This window comes from Rhodocyclaceae bacterium (assembly GCA_020248265.1).
Classification (GTDB): domain Bacteria; phylum Pseudomonadota; class Gammaproteobacteria; order Burkholderiales; family CAIKXV01; genus CAIKXV01.
In genome coordinates this window covers 33151-51619 of sequence record JADCHX010000005.1, presented here as the reverse complement: position 1 = coordinate 51619, position 18469 = coordinate 33151, and the positions used below count along the sequence as shown (strand labels likewise).

The 18469-nt window shown below is 68.8% G+C and carries 16 protein-coding genes and 1 riboswitch; of the genes, 10 read left to right on the top strand and 6 right to left on the bottom strand.

The window, feature by feature from the left end; all coding sequences use genetic code 11:
* Window positions 1-23: 23 nt before the first annotated feature.
* Window positions 24-638, top strand: a complete 615-nt coding sequence (locus ING98_07520; protein MCA3101705.1) for a DUF4124 domain-containing protein — start codon at window positions 24-26, stop codon at window positions 636-638.
* Window positions 639-745: 107 nt separating this feature from the next.
* The gene (lolA, locus tag ING98_07515; GenBank protein ID MCA3101704.1) at window positions 746-1357 is read left to right on the top strand and encodes an outer membrane lipoprotein chaperone LolA; all 612 of its coding nucleotides are present in this window, start codon (window positions 746-748) and stop codon (window positions 1355-1357) included.
* Between the two features lie 87 nt (window positions 1358-1444).
* Here lolA and ING98_07510 read toward each other — a convergent pair whose 3' ends face one another.
* The gene (locus ING98_07510) at window positions 1445-1966 is read right to left on the bottom strand and encodes an OmpA family protein (protein MCA3101703.1); all 522 of its coding nucleotides are present in this window, start codon (window positions 1964-1966) and stop codon (window positions 1445-1447) included.
* A 335-nt stretch (window positions 1967-2301) separates the two neighbouring features.
* Between ING98_07510 and ING98_07505 the strand changes: the two genes are divergently transcribed.
* From ING98_07505 to ING98_07495, 3 genes are all read left to right on the top strand, one after another.
* Window positions 2302-3300 carry a tripartite tricarboxylate transporter substrate binding protein gene (locus ING98_07505; protein MCA3101702.1) on the top strand — a complete coding sequence of 333 codons (999 nt, stop codon included), beginning with the start codon at window positions 2302-2304 and terminating at the stop codon, window positions 3298-3300.
* Window positions 3300-4730, top strand: a complete 1431-nt coding sequence (locus tag ING98_07500) for a replication-associated recombination protein A (GenBank protein MCA3101701.1) — start codon at window positions 3300-3302, stop codon at window positions 4728-4730. The genes ING98_07505 and ING98_07500 overlap by 1 nt, the downstream gene beginning before the upstream one ends.
* Before the next feature lie 328 nt (window positions 4731-5058).
* Window positions 5059-5850: an SDR family oxidoreductase gene (locus ING98_07495; GenBank protein ID MCA3101700.1), complete on the top strand. Its 792-nt coding sequence runs from the start codon at window positions 5059-5061 to the stop codon at window positions 5848-5850.
* A 96-nt stretch (window positions 5851-5946) separates the two neighbouring features.
* On the opposite strand, the gene pcaD is transcribed toward ING98_07495, so the two are convergent.
* Window positions 5947-6741: a 3-oxoadipate enol-lactonase gene (gene pcaD / locus ING98_07490; protein ID MCA3101699.1), complete on the bottom strand. Its 795-nt coding sequence runs from the start codon at window positions 6739-6741 to the stop codon at window positions 5947-5949.
* A 27-nt stretch (window positions 6742-6768) separates the two neighbouring features.
* Between pcaD and ING98_07485 the strand changes: the two genes are divergently transcribed.
* The 3 genes from ING98_07485 to ING98_07475 all read left to right on the top strand — a co-directional run bounded on the left by ING98_07485 (window position 6769) and on the right by ING98_07475 (window position 8874).
* The gene (locus ING98_07485; GenBank protein ID MCA3101698.1) at window positions 6769-7635 is read left to right on the top strand and encodes a methyltransferase domain-containing protein; all 867 of its coding nucleotides are present in this window, start codon (window positions 6769-6771) and stop codon (window positions 7633-7635) included.
* Window positions 7632-8537, top strand: coding sequence for a DMT family transporter (locus ING98_07480; GenBank protein MCA3101697.1), 906 nt, complete (start codon window positions 7632-7634; stop codon window positions 8535-8537). The genes ING98_07485 and ING98_07480 overlap by 4 nt, the downstream gene beginning before the upstream one ends.
* A gap of 103 nt (window positions 8538-8640) precedes the next feature.
* The gene (locus ING98_07475) at window positions 8641-8874 is read left to right on the top strand and encodes a DUF3567 family protein (GenBank protein MCA3101696.1); all 234 of its coding nucleotides are present in this window, start codon (window positions 8641-8643) and stop codon (window positions 8872-8874) included.
* Between the two features lie 36 nt (window positions 8875-8910).
* Here the strand turns inward: ING98_07475 and ING98_07470 are convergent, their stop codons facing one another.
* Genes ING98_07470 through ING98_07460 form a run of 3 tightly spaced genes read right to left on the bottom strand, consistent with a single transcriptional unit; the run spans window position 8911 to window position 13575 of the window.
* Window positions 8911-9153, bottom strand: a complete 243-nt coding sequence (locus ING98_07470; protein MCA3101695.1) for a hypothetical protein — start codon at window positions 9151-9153, stop codon at window positions 8911-8913.
* Between the two features lie 58 nt (window positions 9154-9211).
* Complete coding sequence (locus ING98_07465; protein ID MCA3101694.1) at window positions 9212-10711, bottom strand: ethanolamine utilization protein; 1500 nt, start codon at window positions 10709-10711, stop codon at window positions 9212-9214.
* Window positions 10708-13575, bottom strand: coding sequence for an insulinase family protein (locus tag ING98_07460; protein ID MCA3101693.1), 2868 nt, complete (start codon window positions 13573-13575; stop codon window positions 10708-10710). The genes ING98_07465 and ING98_07460 overlap by 4 nt, the downstream gene beginning before the upstream one ends.
* 229 nt (window positions 13576-13804) lie before the next feature.
* On the opposite strand from ING98_07460, the gene ING98_07455 reads away from it, so the two are divergent.
* Window positions 13805-15088, top strand: coding sequence for an amidase (locus tag ING98_07455; protein ID MCA3101692.1), 1284 nt, complete (start codon window positions 13805-13807; stop codon window positions 15086-15088).
* Between the two features lie 151 nt (window positions 15089-15239).
* On the opposite strand, the gene ING98_07450 is transcribed toward ING98_07455, so the two are convergent.
* The gene (locus ING98_07450; GenBank protein MCA3101691.1) at window positions 15240-15734 is read right to left on the bottom strand and encodes a hypothetical protein; all 495 of its coding nucleotides are present in this window, start codon (window positions 15732-15734) and stop codon (window positions 15240-15242) included.
* A 263-nt stretch (window positions 15735-15997) separates the two neighbouring features.
* Window positions 15998-16081, top strand: a riboswitch (cyclic di-GMP riboswitch).
* Window positions 16082-16137: 56 nt separating this feature from the next.
* Between ING98_07450 and ING98_07445 the strand changes: the two genes are divergently transcribed.
* Entirely contained in the window at window positions 16138-18447 is a 2310-nt protein-coding gene (locus ING98_07445) for a S8 family serine peptidase (protein MCA3101690.1), read from the top strand.
* The last annotated feature ends 22 nt before the right edge of the window (window positions 18448-18469 follow it).

Genomic DNA, 18469 nt, shown 5'->3' with positions numbered 1-18469 from the left:
CGCGCCGCGTCCGGAAAGACCGCATGGCCGTCTTCGCGTGCACGGTGGTGCTCGCGTGCCTGCACGGCCTGTCGGGAGCGCTGGCGCAGCAGGTGCAGCCGAGGGCAGCCGAGCGTACCGGACCTGGCAGCGACACCCAGCCGCTCACGGCCCAGCCGCTGCCGCCCGCGGCGTCTGGCCGCAGCGGCGGCGAGGTGTTCCGATCGGTCGATGAGAACGGCACGCCGTCGTTCAGCCAGAGCCCGCCGTCCGGTCGTGCGTCGCAGCCGGTCGAGCTGAAACCGTTGTCGGGCAGCATCGACACCGTGAAGCCCGTGCCTGGCCCGGTTGCTGCGCCGGCGCCGCGGGTGGTTCCCCCGCCGCCCCCGCCGCAGGCCGCCCCGGGCGCGGAGCGCACGCCTTCGGGGGGGGCACCGCGCGGGCTGTCTTTCGAGACCTTTATCCTGATCCGGCGTGGCATGAGCGAAGGCGAACTGCTCGGCCGCGCCGGGCCACCCGACTATCGCGGCAACGAGGTCAACCGTGGCCTCCTGCAGGAGTCATGGTACTACCTGCCAACCGCCTCCGACCCCTTCACCACGATCATCCAGCTGCGTGGCGGACGCGTGGTCGATACCGAACGGATACGAAAGCTTTGAACGATCCCGATCGCAGCAGGCCTGGCCTGGCGGGTACGCACGCCGATCGTGCAGTCCGCGCGCCGCGCAGGCGCGATGCGTTGCGGGTGGCGACGGCCATGCTGGCGATGCTGCCACTCGCGACGCTGTCCCGGGCACAGCAACAGGCGCAGCCTGCGGGTTCCGCCGCCGCGCGACTGCGCAGCTTCATCGAGGGTACGCAGTCGGCGCAGGCGCGGTTCACGCAGACGGTGGTCGATCGCAAGGGCAGGCGTGTGCAGGAGGCGACCGGCCTGATGCAGTTCCAGCGTCCCGGACGCTTCCGCTGGGAATACGAGAAGCCGTATTCACAGCTGCTGGTCGGCGATGGTCAGCGGATCTGGATCTGGGACCGTGACCTGAACCAGGTGACGGTGCGAAGCCTGGATCGTGCGATCACAGGTACGCCGGCTGCGCTGCTGGCGGGCAGCAACGAGATCGAGAAGGCCTTCACGGTCACGGCGCAACCGGCGCAGGACGGGCTCGACTGGATCGAGGCGGTTTCGAAGGGCAACGAAAGCAGCTTTGCCAGCGTCCGCCTCGGCTTCGCGGCGGACGTGCTGTCGGCGATGGAACTGAACGATGCGCTCGGCAGCCGTACCCTGATCCGCTTCGAGGATCTGCAGCGAAACCCGAAGCTGGCACCGCAGCTGTTCCGCTTCACCCCGCCAAAGGGCGCGGATGTACTCGAGGACAAGTGAAAACGCCCGCGCGGATCGCGCGGGCGCTTCGGGTTGGCTGGGTTGGCTGGCGCGCGCCATGCCGGCCGCGCGTCTCCCGGGCCGTCCTCAGGCGTCGCAGAACTTCGTGACCGCGACCGGATCGCGCGCGCCGCGACCTTCCCAGAAGATCACCTTGGAACTGATGCCCTTGCTGACCAGGTAATCGGTGACGGCTTTTGCGCGCTGCTCGCTCAGGCCGGGCGTCTTGCGCTCCTCGAGACGATCATTGTGTCCGGTGACGATAACGACCTCGACCTCGGTCGGACGCGTGTCCTTGCCGGCACCGGAGGCGATCTCCTTCAGCATGCTGTCGAGTTCGGCGCGCCCTTCGGCCTTCAGTGCTGCGCTGCCGACATCCCAGGCGCTGCTGCCCTGGATCTGGACGCTCATCGTGACGTTCTGGCGGCCGGGCTTTCCGGGCTTCGCGCCTTCGACGGGCTTCGGCGCCGGCTTGACCTTGAAGCCGGTCACTTCGACCGCGACCCGACGGTTCGGGTCGAGGCAACTCACGAGTTCGGGGCTCGCGGCACAGCCGGAGAGCACGGTAACGGCGGCAATCACTACCCAGCGCGAGCGGGCAGGCATCATGGTCAACTCCCCCAGTATCTGAATTTGTTGGTCGGCGCGATGCGGATCTGCAACGGCTGAGGCTTCTCCACTCGCGTACGAATTCTAGGGCCGATGTAAGGTTCAAGTCATCTGTTTTCCGAGCGAGCCGGTCAACCTTCGAGGATGCGCCATGCCGCCCGGACCGCGAGCCGGCCGAGCCCGGGTCGCGCAGCCCGAACCACAGCGTCACCACGTCACGCCGCAGCATCCTGGCCCGGTCTGTCCGTGGCGTACGCGTATCCCTCGGCAGGGGCTACCATCCGCGTTCGGGGCGTGCAGGCTGCGCATGCCGGATTTCGAAAGGAGCGGATGAAATGGATCGCAGGATCCGTGTGACCCATGCAGCGGCATTGCTCATCGCAGCGGCCAACCTGGCGGTTTCTCCCGATCTGCATGCGCAGCGTGCGCAGCCGATCGCGTTCCCGGAGAAACCGATGCGCATGATCGTGCCGTTTCCGCCCGGGGGTGGCAACGACATCGTCGGGCGCGCCGTCGCCCAGCGGCTGTCGGAAGTGGTCGGCCAGCAGGTCGTGGTCGATAACCGCCCGGGCGCCGGCGGCGTGGTCGGCGTGACGATCGCCGCGCAGGCGGTGCCGGACGGTTACACGATGCTGCTCGGCAGCGTCGGCATGCTGGCCCACAACCCCGCACTGAAGCGTGACCTCGCCTATTCACCGCTGCGTGACTTCGCGCCGGTGGCGCTACTGGTGACCTCGCCGATGATCATCGCCGTGAATCCGGGGCTGCCGGTGAAGACGGTGGCCGAACTCATCGCCCTGGCCAAGGCGAGCCCGGGCAAGCTCAGCTATGCATCGGGCGGGACCGGCTCGTCGCTCCACATGACGGGCGAGCTTTTCCTGCGTGCCACCGGAACGAACATGCTGCATGTGCCCTACAAGGGCGGCGGCCCGGCGCTGGTCGACCTCGTCGGCGGTCGCGTCGACCTGATCTTCAGCACGATGCCGCCCGCACTGTCGCTGGTGAAGTCCGGCAAGCTGCGCGCGGTCGCGGTGACGACGACCAGGCGCGCACCGGCGCTGCCCGAAGTGCCCACGGTCGGCGAGACGGTGAAGGGATTCGAGGTGACGAACTGGCAGGGCATCGTGGTGCCGTCGAAGACACCGCAGGCGATCGTGCGCAAGCTGCATGCCGACCTTGCGGCGACGATGAAGCTGCCCGCGATGGGCGAGACCATGGCCCAGCAGGGACAGGATACGGCGATCGGCACGCCAGAGCAGTTCGGCGCGTTGATCCGCAGCGAGATCGAAACCTACACGCAGCTGGTGAGGGCGGCCGGCATCAAGGCCGACTAGTGACTGCCGACCTGTTTGGCGGGCCGTCTTCCGCGCCGGTGTCCGGGGCCGCGCGGCGCAGCGCGGCTGGCGGTGACGCTCCGGACGTCGCTGGTCGCCAGCCGTCGCCGCACGCACCGCTGGCCGAGCGCCTGCGGCCTGCGTCGTTGTCCGAGGTGATCGGGCAGCGCCACCTGGTCGGGCCGGGCATGCCGCTGTCGTCCGCGCTGGCCTCCAGGCGCATGCATTCGATGATCCTCTGGGGCCCGCCTGGCGTCGGCAAGACGACGCTCGCTCGCCTGATCGCCGCGTCGGTCGAGGCCGACTTCATCGCGCTGTCCGCGGTGCTCTCCGGCGTGAAGGACATCCGCGAGGCGGTCGAGCGTGCGCAGGCCGCGGCGGACGCGGGCCGGCGCACGCTGCTGTTCGTCGACGAGGTACACCGCTTCAACAAGTCGCAGCAGGATGCCTTCCTGCCGCATGTCGAATCCGGGCTGGTCACCTTCATCGGCGCGACCACGGAGAACCCGTCGTTCGAGATGAACGCTGCGCTGCTGTCGCGCGCAGCCGTGTACGTTCTCAAGCCGCTGTCGCACGATGAACTGCTCGAAGTGGTCGCGCGTGCCTCGGCGGCGCTGTCCCCGCATCCGCCGATCGAGCGCGATGCCCGCGAATTGCTGGTCGGACATGCCGACGGCGATGCGCGCCGGCTGATCAACCTGGTCGACCAGGTCGTCGCGGTCGCGCGCGATGCGGCGGTGTCCGGCATCGACCAGGCGTTCGTGCAGACGACGCTCGCGCAGAGCGTGCGCCGCTTCGACAAGGGTGGTGACCAGTTCTACGACCAGATCTCGGCGCTGCACAAATCGGTGCGTGGCTCTTCGCCCGACGCAGCCATCTACTGGCTGGTACGCATGCTCGATGGCGGCGCCGATCCGCGCTACCTCGCGCGTCGGATCGTACGCATGGCGGTTGAGGACATCGGGCTCGCGGACCCGCGCGCCTGGCGCATCACGCTCGATGCCGCCGACACCTACGAGCGGCTGGGTTCGCCGGAAGGCGAACTGGCCCTCGCCAACGCCGTGCTGTATCTCGCCTGCGCCGCGAAGAGCAATGCCGCGTACAGCGCGTTCAACGAAGCGCGTGCGCTGGTCGCCCAGGATGAGAGCCGGCCGGTTCCGATGCATCTGCGCAATGCGCCGACGAAACTGATGAAGTCGCTCGGGCATGGCGAAGGCTATCGTTACGCGCATGACGAGGCCGACGGCTATGCGGCCGGCGAGCGCTACCTGCCGGCGGGGCTCGAGGAGCGCCGCTTCTACCGTCCCGTCGCGCGCGGCCTCGAGGCGGGTATCGCCGAGAAGCTCGATCGACTGCGCGAGCGCGATGCGGCGGCGCGCGGCGACCATTGCCCCGATGTGAAGAACCCTTCGGCCGGGCGAGCAGACTGAACAGCCGGGTACCGTCGCGCTGGGCGTCCATGTGCAGGCATTGGCGAGTTTCGTGACGGGATGGGTGCTTTCGGCGCGCGACGCTTTCGGCGCGCATGCGTAACGTCGTGCCTGCCGGATACCGCCGGTGCAGGCAGGCAACGCAGCTGCAGCGACCGGGGCAACCTCCTCCAGCCCCGCTGATGCAGCTTCGTTTCCTGGCGCTGCCGCCCCCGCCAGCGGCGCGCTGGCGTGTATCCGGCACCCAGTCATCGGACGCGGTGTGCACCCTGCCGCCGTGGCGGCGGCCCTATACTCCGCGTCCCGCATGGTTGAATGGACAGAGCACATGGATCTGTGTCTGAAGGACAAGGTCGCGATGGTCACCGGTGCGAGTTCCGGTATCGGTCGCGAGTCGGCACGCGTGCTCGCCGCCGAAGGAACGAAGCTGATGCTGGTCGCGCGATCGAAAGACAAGCTCGACGCGGTGGCCGCCGAGATTGCCGCCGCGTTCAAGGTCGAGACGGCAGTGTTCGCCTGCGACCTTACCGAGCAGGATGCGGCCGACCGTGCGGTGGCCGCGACGCTGGCGCACTACGGGCAGCTCGACGTCGCGGTGTGCAGCGCCGGTGCGTCGGCCAACGGCATCTTCTGGGAGATCCCGGACGCCGTCTGGGAAGCGAGCTTCCGGCTGAAGTTCATGGGCACGGTGCGCACGCTGCGTGCGGCACTCGCTCCCATGCGCGATCAGAAGTCCGGCCGCATCGTGGTGATCGCCGGCAACCTCGGCCGGCAGCCGTTGCCACGCGGGCTTCCCAGCGCGTTCGCGAATGCCGCGCTGCTCGCGGTGGTGAAGGGCGCGGCCGATGAAGTTGCCGCGCAAGGCATCTTCATCAACGCGGTGAGCCCCGGCCTGACGCGCACCCCGCGCTTCGAGGAGCGCATCGCCGCGCAGGTGAAGGCGACCGGCAAGACCGCCGAGCAGATCGAACACGAGATGACCGCACCGGTGCCGAGCGGCCGCGTCAGCGAAGCCGACGAGATCGCGCGCACCGTGGCGTGGCTGGCTTCGCCAGTGGCGGGCCACATCACCGGCACCAATGTCACGGTCGATGGCGGCCACACCCGGGGCGTGACCTGAGCGGCCCGGGGCTTCATGCCGGGCGCTGCCAGGTGCGTGGCCTGGCCGCTACCGCCGAGCGCCATATCGGCGGGCGGTAGTGGCCGGCGCAGACGGTCAGTGCCGTGCGAGGAAGCCGGTGAGCGCCTGGTCGAACGCTGCCGGCTGTTCGACGTTGGACAGGTGCGAGGCCTCCGGGATGATCACCAGTTCCGAACCGGGTGCCGCCGCATGCATCGTCTGCGACAGCGCCACGGGGGTGCCGGCGTCCTGCTCGCCGACGATGATCAGTATCGGGCACTTGATCGTGTTCAGGCGGGCGGTGGTATCGATCTTGGGCAGGGCCTCGCAGCAGCCGGCATAGCCGAGCGGCGGGGTCGAGCGGATCATCGCGGTCACTTTGTCGATGCGCGGGTCGCCCTTCGCACGGAACGGGTCGGTGAACCAGCGCGAGATCGTGCCGGCCACCAGCGGCTCCATGCCCTGGGCGGTGGCGGTCTTCACGCGCTCGGCCCACATGGGGATGGCTGCCTCGGGGTAGCGGCTGGTGGTGTCGCACAGCGCGAGCGTGCGGCAGGTGCCGGGATGCTTCAGCTCGAGCACCTGGCCGATCATGCCGCCCATCGACAGCCCGACGAAGTGCGTGCTGCCGATCTTCAGCGCATCGAGCAGGGCCTTGGCATCTTCTGCCAGTTCGTCGAGCGTGTACGCCGCCGCAGGTGCCTCGGTCAGGCCATGGCCGCGCGTGTCGTATGCGAGCACGCGGTACTGTTTCGACAGCGTCTCGATCTGCGCGTCCCACATGTGCAGGTTGCAGGCGAGCGAGTGCGAGAGCGTCACCCACGGTGCGCTGCCGGAGAGGTCGCCATGCAGTTCATAGTTCACTTCGATGCCGTTTGCCTTGATCTTCACGCAGTCCTCCGGTAAATGACTTTGCCCATGTCTGCAATCCCGAAGAGTATAAGCGAAGCGTCCGGCCATCCCGTTCGCGGTCCGTCCCCCGCGCGCACGGCCGTCAACATCAGCGAAGAGCGTGGCCTGCGCCTGATGCACCTGGGCGACGACGCGATCCAGAGCCGGATGCGCATCGACCGACCGGACGAACTCTCGCTGGCCTACACGCGCGCGATGATGGGCGGGTTGATGTTCATGCCCCGGGCGCGCGACTTCCTGATGATCGGGCTGGGCGGCGGTTCCCTCGCCAAGTTCATCCATCGCCGGCTGCCGCGCGCGCGCGTCACCGCGGTCGAGATCAATGCGCAGGTGCTGATTGCCGCGCGCACGATGTTCGGCGTGCCGAGGGACGGCAAGCGCTTCACGGCCCTGCTCGGCGACGGCGCCAAGGTCGTGCGCACGCTCGAGCCGGCTTCGTATGACATCGTGCTGCTCGATGCCTACTGCGGCGGGCGCCAGGTGCCGGCGATCACCCGGCGCGCATTCTACGAACGGGTACGGGGCGTCCTGCGCCCCGGTGGCGTGCTGGTGGTCAACTGCATCGCCGACCAGCCCGAACTGCGCGGCTACCTCGACAACCTGTGCCGCGCGTTCGGCGGACGCGTCTGGGCGGTGCCGACCCCGCCGGACGACAACCTGGTGGTGTTCGCGCTGGGACCTTCGGTCGAAGAGCCGACGATCGAATCGCTGCGACCGCGCGCGGCCGACTGGCAGGCCCGGTTGTCGCTGCCGTTCCGGCGCTGGGTGCGTGACCTGCGGGCGGTGCCGCACAGTTCGGAACTGCGCCGGATCCCGCCGGCCCGACGGATACCCGGACCCGGCCGCGCGGCCGCCGGCCAGGGGCGGCGGTGACCCGCGTCCACCACCCGGCCACGCACTGGGTGCTGCTTGCCTGCCTGGTGACGATGTGGAGTACCACCTATCTGTCGATCAAGGTCGCGCTGCTCGGCTTCGATACGCTGACCGTGATCGCGGCACGGCTGGTGCTGGGCTCGCTGGTGCTGCTCGGCATCGCCGCGGCGGCCGGCAGCCGGCTGCCGCGTACCCGGGTCGAATGGGGCTGGATGCTCTGGCTCGCGCTCCTGGGCAACTGCCTTCCCTTCTTCTTCATCACCTGGGGCACGCAGCACATCGACAGCAGCCTCGCCGGGATCCTGGTTGCCGTGATGCCGCTCGGCGTGCTGGTGCTCGCACATTTCGCGCTGCCCGGCGAACGCATCACCCGGCGCAAGGCGGCCGGCTTCGTGCTCGGTTTCGCCGGCGTGGTGGTCCTGATCGGTCCGGACGCGCTCGACCTCGGCAACACCTCGCTGCTGCAGGTGCTCGGACAACTCGCCGTGCTGGGCGGGGCGCTGCTCTACGCCGCCAATGCCGTGTCCGCGCGCCGGATGCCGCGGATGGATTCGATCAGCGTGGCGCTGTCGACGCTGCTGATCGCAACCGTGCTGATGGTGGCCTGTGCATTCTGGTTCGAGGATCCGTTCGCCGCAACGCCGCCGCCCGAAGCGGTCTGGTCGGTGCTCTGGATGGGCATCTTCCCGACCGCCGTGGCGACCATCGTCTACTTCCAGCTGATCCGGATGGCCGGGGCGAGCTTCATGGCGCTGACCAACTACCTGACCCCGGGTATCTCGGTGCTGCTGGGCATGGTGCTGCTGGGCGAGCGGCCGGGCTGGAACGCCTTCGCCGGCATGATCCTGATCCTGGCCGGCGTCGCGATCGCGCAGTCTGCCTGGAAACGCCGTCAGGCTTGAAAACGGCTGTCGCCAGCCCCAGATTCAATTTCGAACGGGGTCCTGCCGTTAATGCAGAACCGCCCGAAAACAGTCCCGGACGCTCCTGGCAGAGGTGACGACGATGAACCTGGTCTACAACAGCGAAACGTTCTATGTCCTCGAGTACCCGGCCCAGCACGGGTACGAACTCGTGAACAAGCACACCGGTCGCGGTGCATTCATCCAGGGTGAAATCGCCCTGCATTTCCGCAACTCGATCACCGACGCCGCGAGCCGTGACGACTCGGTCGAGAACATCGACGAGTTCCTGGAGAACTTCCAGCCGCTGATGACGCTGCCGGTCGTGATGCACTGAGGGCAGGTGACCGGGGCACGCGGCGAGCGCCTGCGCTCAGTGCCAGTCCTGCATCGCCTTCATCACTCGCTGGCGCTTTTCCTCGACATCCTTCGCGAAGCCGGGATGCTGCTGCTCGACGAAGTGGATGGCGAGGCTGACCTTCAGCACGGCCACGGCCAGGCAGGCGCCGAGATCGTCGAGGTCGGGACTGGCCTTGGCCAGCGCGAGCGCCTCGGTCGTCTCGTCCATCAATTGGTTGAAGGCGGATTCGTGTTCGCCGGTCAGTATGGTCGGCATGGTCTGCACCTGGGCAATATCGAGCGGCGGATGATACCGCAGGGGCCCGCGCGCTTCGTCAGAGGCGGATGCGTTCGATCCGCAGCCCCGGGGTCTTCAGCAGCCGGGCGAGGATGCGCAGCGGCTGCGGATCCGGCTGCAGGCTGCCGTCGGCAAGGCCTCGCGCGCGCGCGTCGAGGTCGGCCAGTGCGTCGGCATCTTCCACGCTGCCCAGGTAGTGCGGGCCCTCGAACACATGCAGCTCGGAGCGGCCGTCGATATCGGTCTCGCGGAAACCGACGCGCCCCTGCGTTGCCGTCGGCGTCGGGCGTGGCAGCCGTGCGAGGGCGGTGAGCGCACGTCCGAGGTGGGCTGCCTCGGTTTCCAGGCCCGGCGCGTGAGTTTGCCCGGCGCCCAGGCATTCGCGTCGCGCAGCGGCTGCGCATGGCGTGGCGCAGCCGCCGGCCGGCGCCGCCGGACGGTCGGCGGCTTCGCGTGCAGCCGTGCCGTCGGCCATCAACCCGAGGCGCGGCAGGCAGAGCCGGTGTTCCCGCGCGAACGCGGCAAGGGCCTTGCGTGCCGTTCGTTCGTCGGGAAAGTCGCCGAACCGGGTTTCGCGGGTGCCGGCGGACAGTCCGGCCTCGCGCAACGCGAAACCGCTCGCGGGGGCGCCGCTCCAGGCGAGACTCCACGACTCGCGCAGCGGTTCGGAGGCGACCCGCCGCTGGTGCTTCGGCGCGAACCGTTCGATCAGCCGTCGCTGGGCGAGGGCTGCACCGAGCACGCCGGGATGCGGCTCGGGGTCTACGGTCGCGGCCTCCGACAGCAACGCGCGGCCGAGCGGACTGGATTTCTGCAGCAGCCGGAGTGCCTCGCCGCGCATGCTGGCGCCGCCACCGACGTACAGCACGCCGCCGTCGGAGGCGCGCAGCACGAAGCAGCCGGGCGCGTCTGCAAGCTCATCGGCGAGCGCGACGGTTTCGCGCGGCGTGCCGGCCGGGGCGGTCAGTGCGCTGGCCACTTCGCGCACCCGATCGGCACCGAGGTCCGTCACGGCCGCCACCAGGAAGTCGCCGATCACGCGCGCATCGCCCAGCGCGCGATGCCGCTCGCTGCAGTGCAGGCCGTGGCGCGCGATCAGCGAATCGAGGTTGTGCCGCGGGTACTGCGGATAGAGCTTGCGTGACAGCCTGGCGCTGCACAGGGCGGGCAGCGCGAACGCGATGCCGGCGCGCTCGAACTCTGCGCGCAGGAAACCGTAGTCGAAACGCACGTTGTGCGCTACCAGCACCTTGCCCTCCAGCCGCCGCGCCAGGTCGGCCGCGAGGTCGGCGAAACGCGGTGCCGTGGCGACCATGTCGTCGTCGATGCCGGTGAGCCCGCTGATGAAGGGGGGGATCGGCATGCCTGGCTGCACCAGCGTACTCCAGCTTACCGGGTCTTCGCCCAGCGCCGGGTCAGGCAGGCCGGGGCCGATCTCGACCAGCCCGATCTCTGTGATCCGGTCGCGGGCCGGCGAGGCCCCGGTCGTCTCCAGGTCGAGGAGTACGGCCGGGCGATCGAACAGGGCTGCGATCAAGGCGCTGCGGCGGGCTTCGACGCGGGGGCTGGCCCGGCGGCCGCCGTGGATCCACCGGGCTGGGTTCGCAGGCTGCCGGGCCGTTTCGCCGCTCCCGCGAAATCGCCGGCGATCACCGTGGTGAGCTTCGACAGGTCGAGCCGCCTGCGCAGTGCCTCCACCACCTGCTGCGGCGTGGTGGCCGCGACCTTTGCATCGAGCGCTTCCTGGAACGCATAGGTGCGCCCGAGGAACTGGTTCGATGCGAGTGCCGCCGCCAGACGGGTGTCCGACGAGCGCGCGACCCGTACCGACTGCAGGTAGCCGCTCTTCGCGCTTGCGACCTCCTGCTCGGTGAAGCCGTCGGCGAGCGCCCGCTGCAGTTCTTCGCGCACGGCCGCCTCCAGGCGCGCAGCGTTCTCCGGGGCGAAGATCGCACCGGCGATGAATGCGCCGCTGTCGTCGAGGCTGCCAGCGGCGATCTGTGCCCAGATCGAGTACGACAGGCCTTCCTGATGCCGTACGCGCGTGGCGAGGCGCGAACTGAGGAAGCCGCCACCGAGCATCTGCTCGCCCAGCAACAGTGCCGGGTAATCCGGGTCGTCCACGCGCAGCGCGAGATTCATCCCCATCCGGAAGGACGCGTTCGCACGGTCGGGCGTCTCGATCACGATGCGGGACGGCGCGATGTCGGCATGCACGTTCGGCACGCGCTGCCACGGCCGGGGGCTTTTCCAGTCGTTGAACAGCCTGCCGACCAGCCCGGCGAGCGCGGCCTCGTCGAAGTCGCCGACGGCGGCGAACTCCCCCTTGCTGGCGCCGTAGAACTCGCGGTGGAAGGCACGCACGCCGTCCAGCGTGACCGCGCGAACCTGTGCCATCTGCTCGTCGAGCGTCTGTACGTGGCGGATGTCGCCCGGCGGGTGGATGTTGAAGTGCCGGTTGAACGCCAGCGCTCCGATCGACGCCGGATCCTGGCGCTGGCGATCGATCGAGGCGATCGATTCCGCCCGCATCTCTTCCAGGTCCCGTTCCGGGAAGGAAGGCCGCCGCAGCACCTCGGCGACCAGTTCCAGTACGGCCGGCAACTGCGACTTCACCGTCTGTCCCGTGACGGTGACCGAGGTCGGGCCACCGCCGATCGATACCTGCGCGCGCAGCGCGTTGAACGCATCCTGGATCTGCTGGCGATCGCGCAGCGCAGTCCCGCGCATCAGCATCGCCGCGGCGAAGCTCGCCTGCGTGCCACGGCCGAACACCGACTTCTCGTCGCCGAAGCGCAGCGTGAGCTGGAAGTTGACCGTCTCGCCACGGGTGCGCCGCGGCAGCATCACCAGATCGAGGCCAACCGGCAGCGTACGCCGCAGCGTGCGCTTCTCGATATTGGCCGGTGCCGGGTCGAAGGTCTCGCCGGCTGCCAGTGCGGTGTCGCCCTTGTAGTCGCGCAGCAGCTCGGCCACGTCCGGCGTCGGCGGGATCTCGGCCCGGTCGGGTTTCGGATCGGGGATGAACAGCCCCAGCGTGCGGTTCGACGGCTTGAAGTAGGCAGCGGCCACCCGGTTCACGTCGGCGGCGGTCGCCTTGCGCAGGCGGTCGCGCTGCAGGAAGAACAGGCGCCAGTCGCCGGTGGCGATCGAATCGCTCATCGCCCGGCCCAGCGCCGGCGGATTGGCCATGATCTCGTCGTACTGGCGCAGCAACGCGGTGCGCGCGCGCTCCACCTCGGCCTCGGTGACCGGCTCTTTCGCCAGCCCTTCGAGCGTCGCGGTGAGCGTGTCGCGCGCCGCTTCGATCGGCTGGTCGAGCGTGAGTTGCGCGCCGTACATCGCGATGCCGGGCTCGCGCATCGCCTGGTCGAAGCCGAAAACGGACACCGCGCGCTTGCGCTCGACCAGCGCGCGGAACAGGCGGCCCGCCGGGGGTGTACGCAGGATCTCGGTCAGCAGGTCGATCGCCGCCGAATCCGGGTGCGGGCCCGCCGGGATGTGGTAGGCGGCGATCACCGCCTGCACGTCGCCGGTGCGGCGCAGTACCACCTGCCGCTCGCCGTCCTGCACCGGTTCGACGGTGTAGGTCCGCGGCAGCACGCGTTTCGGTGCCGGGATCGCGCCGAAGTGCTTCGCGATCAACTCCAGCGCGAGCGTCTCGTCGAAGCGCCCGGCGAGCAGCAGGGATGCGTTGTCCGGCTGGTAGTACGTCCGGTAGAAAGCCTCCAGCCGCTCGATCGGTACGTTCTCGATGTCCGAACGCGCGCCGATCGTGCTGTTGCCGTAGTTGTGCCACAGGTAGGCCGACGAGGTGACGCGCTGCATCAGCACCCGTACCGGGTTGTTTTCGCCCTGCTCGAACTCGTTGCGCACCACTGACATCTCGGGGTCGAGTTCCGCGCGCGTGATCTGCGTATTGACCATACGGTCGGCTTCCATCGCGATCACCCAGCGCAGGTTGTCCTCGCTCGCCGAGAAGGTGCCGAAGTAGTTGGTGCGGTCGAGCCAGGTCGTACCGTTGGACCAGGCACCGCGTTCAGCCAGCGCCTTCGAGATGCTCGGGATGTTCGTCGTGCGCCGGAACAGCAGGTGTTCCAGCAGGTGGGCCATTCCACGTTCGCCATAGTTCTCGTGGCGCGAGCCGACCATGTAGGTGATGTTCGCCATGAAGTTGGCGCTCGACTCGTCGGGAAACAGCAGCACCTGCAGGCCGTTGGCCAGCCGGTATTCGGTGATGCCCTCGACGCTGGGGCCGCGCGTCACGCCTGGTGGCAACCTGGGTTGCGCGGCCGCCGGCATGGCGGCCAGCGACGCGGCCGCGGCTGCGGCCGTTGCCAGGGCGGCCCCGAGGGTCGTGCCGGCGACCGTACCGGGCAGCGGTGCTGCCAGCAGGGACATGGCGGCCAGCAGCGTACCCAGCCAGCGGCGGACAGGATGCAAGGCGGGCTTGGCGCTTCGCGGACGGGACGGGCGGGGCAGGGTCGGCATGAGGCTTTCGAAGGCAGGCGTGCCCGGGGCGCGGACACGTTCGAGACGGATCATAGAGCAGGCTGAAGGCGGTCGCGTGATACAGTCGAACCGTCCGGATGCATCCTTCCCGAGCCCGCCGAAGAAGAGGAAAAACCCGATGGCCAGCGTTGCCAACCAGTTCTCCGCAACCCAGGCCGCGCGCGAAATCGCCGCGGGACGCCTGACCAGCGAAACGCTGGTCCGCGCGTGCCTTGCACGCATCGCCGAACGTGAACCGACCGTGCAGGCATGGGCATTCCTCGACGCGGAACTGGCCATCGAGCAGGCGCGTGCCTGCGACCGTGGCCCGCGCCGCGGTGTGCTGCACGGCGTGCCGGTCGGCGTGAAAGACGTGATCGACACGGCCGACATGCCGACTGCCTGCAACTCGGCGATCTACGCCGGCCATCGCCCGCGCGCCGATGCAGCGTGCATCGCGGCCGCCCGGCGTGCCGGCGCGGTGATCCTCGGCAAGACCGAGACCACCGAGTTCGCCAACAACCACCCGGCGCGCACCCGCAATCCGCACAACCTGAGCCACACGCCCGGCGGCTCGTCGAGTGGTTCGGCGGCTGCCGTGGCCGACCAGATGGTGCCGTTCGCGTTCGGTACCCAGACTGGGGGTTCGACCATCCGGCCGGCTGCGTTCTGCGGCATCGTCGGCTACAAGCCGACGTTCAACACGATCAACCGGGCCGGGCTGAAGATCGTCGCCGAGTCCCTCGACACCATCGGCACCCATGCCCGCACGGTGGAGGATGCAGCCCTACTCGTCTGCGCCACCTCCGGCCGGCCGCTGCCCGACTTCGCGCGCAACAAGGCAAAGCCCCGCGTCGGCCTCTACCGCACGCCGCACTGGGACAAGACCGACGAGCCTACGCGCAACCTGCTCGCGAACGTCGCAGACAAGCTGCGCGCGGCCGGCTGGACGGTCGTCGATGCCGACCTGCCGCCGCAGGCGGTGGCGATCTACGATGCCAACGCGACCATCATGCAGTTCGAGGAGGCGTTTTCGCTCGGTTATGAGTACGACAAGCAGCGCGAACTGCTGAGCGAAGACCTGCGCTCGCGCATCGAGCGCGGCCGCGGTACCTCGCGCGAGCTCTACGAGCGTGCGATCGACGTGGTGCTGGAAGTGGGCGCGATGTTCATCGATGCGTTCCGCACGGTCGACGTGCTGCTCACCCCGAGCGCGCCGGGCGAGGCGCCGTTCGGCCTGACCAGCACCGGTAACTCGCTGTTCAACAAGAACTGGACGACGCTCGGCCTGCCGTGCGTGACGATTCCCGCCGGCATCGGTCAGAAGGCGCTGCCGCTCGGGGTGCAGTTCGTCGGACCGTACCGCGGCGACAGCACCGTGCTGCTTGCGGCCGACGCGGCCTGGAAGACGATCTCCCGCTAGGCGTTCTGGCGCAGGCCTGCCACCTCTTCGGGTCAGCGTGCCAGGGGCGAATGAAGAGGCCTGGCGACATGGCAGGCGGCGATCGGAATCAGGTCGGCGATTCGAGGTGACGCCGACTGGCTGATCGCGCCTTGCAAGGCATGGCTTGGAATCAGCCCTGCGGCTCGATCGCGAGGACGGCGTCCTCCATGAACGTTGCGCGCGAGAGCGTGCCCAGCGCGATGCGCCCAGGCGGCGACAGCTTGAAAGTCTCCTGATCGAATCGACCCGCGTATGCGTGCGATAGGAGACGGACTGATGCGCCCGCGCCGCACATCGCCGAGAGAGCCTCCAGGAACCGATCTCGGGCGGTCCGCGGCGAGTGTGCGCGAGAGCGGGATACGGACTCGATCGCGCGATCGATCTTCGCGGCTGTCCAGCCCTTCTTTGCATAGCGCCGTCGAAGCTCGGCCTCGTCGTGCCTGGACCCATGCGCATGCAGAGAGCACGAGCATCCGTGCTCGGTGATGTCGAACGCCGGGTATGGGCCGAGAGCCTCCTTGACCGTCGGGTTGACCGTGTCGGCAGCCACCAGGCCGAAGCCGTGGAAGTGCGCCTGCACGTCTATGCCCGGCGAAGCGACTGCAACGCTGATCAGGTAACACATCGGTTGGACTGGCGCCTGAGTTGAATTCAACTGGCTGCGCGACGGCTGGCGCGGCCACGTTGGACGGGTCGGTCAAGGATACTGACACGAACGGCAGGCAGGGTGAACAGACGAATCCCGCAACAGGCCCCGCCCACGCTGGCAGGCAGCCGCTCCTGTCGACAAATTCACACCGCTGCAGTGCATAACCTCCGCGACGGTCGGGGCGGCCATCACTAATCTCCATCCACTCAGACGGACGCCAACCCCAACAAAGGGCAATGGCGTCCATCCGGCAAACCCGGCGAAAGCCGGCGGCGCAAAGCTACAGGGGCTACGGTCGAAGACCACGCCAGCCAGCTGCCAGATCCCGCACGGGACTGCCTGCGCCGCCGTCATCGCCCGCACATTTCGAGGGCTACCGATGGTGAACGCAACTACGCTCGACGCGCCGCGCAAGGCACTCTTCCTGGCGGTCGCTTCGGCTGTATTCGGCATGGCCACGCCGGCCGGCGCACAGCCGGTCGCGCCCTGGCTCGCGCAGATGAAAGTCACGCCGGCGATCCTGTCTGCCGGCCAGTGGGGCACCGGGCAGGTGCTCGGTGTCGTCGATACCGGCATTGCCGCGGGCAACAGCGTGTTCGCAGCCGGGCAGGTGTCCAGGGCACTGAGCGGCTGTGCGGCGGTAACGTTCCGCTGCTCGAACGGTGCGAACGACGACAACAACCATGGCACTGCAGTGGCCGCGATTGCAGCCGCGAACGCGCGGATGCCGTTCGCGGTCAACTACCGTGGCTATTCGACCGCAGCCGGCAGCGTGATCGGCATGGCGCCCAACGCGAACATCGTTGCGCAGAAGGTGCTCAACGCGTCCGGGTCGGGCTACTCGACCGATGTCGCCAACGGCCTGGTGCGCGCGGCGAACGCCGGTGCTGGCGTGATCAACCTCTCGCTGACCTTCGGCAACACGCCCGAACTCGTGGCGGCGATCAACTACGCCGCGGGGAAAGGTGCGTTCATCGTCTGGGCTGGCGGCAACAGCGCGCAGAACCTGCTCGGAGGCGCGAGCACCCGCGGCCTTACGGCTGCGGCGGTTTCGAGGCTGGTGTTCGTCGGCTCGGTGAATGCGTCGGGTACCGTGTCCTCCTTCAGCAACCGTCCGGGCTCCGGATCGCTGGTGGACACTGGTGCGAAGGCGACCTCGTATGCCGCGCGCTGGGTGACGGCACCGGGCGAGAACATCCTTGCGCCGGCAGCCAAGAGCGGCAACGGCGCCTACGCCGCGTGGAGCGGTACCTCGATGTCGGCACCGCTGGTCAGCGGCTCGCTGCTCCTGCTGCAGGGGGCGTGGCCGATCCTGCGTACCAATGGCACTGCCGCGAACCTGCTGCTCGCCACTGCCACCGACCTGGGCGTGGCCGGCGTGGACAGCACCTACGGCAACGGCCTGGTGAACCTGGCGACGGCTTTCAGCCCCTACGGGACGCTCACGGTGACACAGGCGAACGGCAGGGCGGTGCCGGTGTCGTCGCTCACCGGTTCGATGATCTCCAGCGGCGCGCTCGGCAACCTGTCGGCGGTGCAGTCGAGGCTCGCGAACTACACCGCGCTGGACGGTTATCAGCGCAACTTCTCGGTCAATCTGTCCGGTCTGATCCGGACGCCATCGGCTTCGGCGCAGCTCAACGCGTTGCCGGTCAGCCCGAACGCAGGCGTGCGCAGGATGGCTCTAGACGGCGGCGAGCTGTCGATGCTGGCGCCAGCCGCACCCGACCGCCTGTCGTTGCTCGGCGTGTTCGGGCAGGACCCGGACGCCGTCCGGCCATCTCGTGCCGCTTACGCGCTGCTCGAGGATCGCAGTGGCGCAGTGCTCGCGTTCGGTTACGGCACGGCGTTACCGGTGCAGTACTCCTACGTACGCGCGCTGCACGGCTCCGAAGATGCGGCCATCGCAGCCGGAGAGATGGCGACCAACCTTTCCTCGTTCAGCCAGGGTGGCAGCATCGTCGCCGCTGGCATGCCGCTCGGTGGCGGCGTGCGCGTGGCGTTCGCCTACAGCGGCAGCGCCGGCCTGGCGCAGTCGCCGCTGGAGTCGGCGGCGATGCCGCTCGCGCAGAAGGCGACCGCCGTCGGTGCTGGCCTCGCCTGGCGGGTGCACGAGCGGCTGCAGATCGGCGTCTCCACGCAGTCCCTGGGCGAACGCAACGGGCTGCTCGGCAGCAGCTACAGCGAGTCGTCGGCGGTCGGCCTGGGCAGCGCCCGCCAGAGCATCGAGCTCGGCGTCTCCGCCCTGATTTCGCTCAGTGCCCGCGAGAGCATCTTCATCGAGGCATCGCAGTCGACGACCCGGTCGGGGCAGGCCGGCGACGCAAGCCTGCTGACGGACACCAGCGATATCCGGGCGCAGGCGTTCGGTGCGCGCTACAGTATTTCGGAACTGTTGCGCCCGGCCGACCGGATCAGCTTTTCCTTCCGGCAGCCGCTTCGTGTGACCGCGGGTAGCGCGAGCCTCGCGGTGACTTCCATCGACCCGGTGACCGGCGTCGCCTCGACCGGCATCGAGCAGATCGACCTTGCACCGACCGGTCGACAGCGCGACTACCGCGTCGGCTACGACGCGCCCCTTTCGAGGACTTCGCGTCTGGGCCTGCAGTTCACGCTTTCGCAGGACGCGTTGAACATCGCGGGCAACGACAAGCGGTCGGTCGGCCTGATGTGGACCTCGGCGTTCTGAGCGCCGCGCTGTTCGGGGGAGC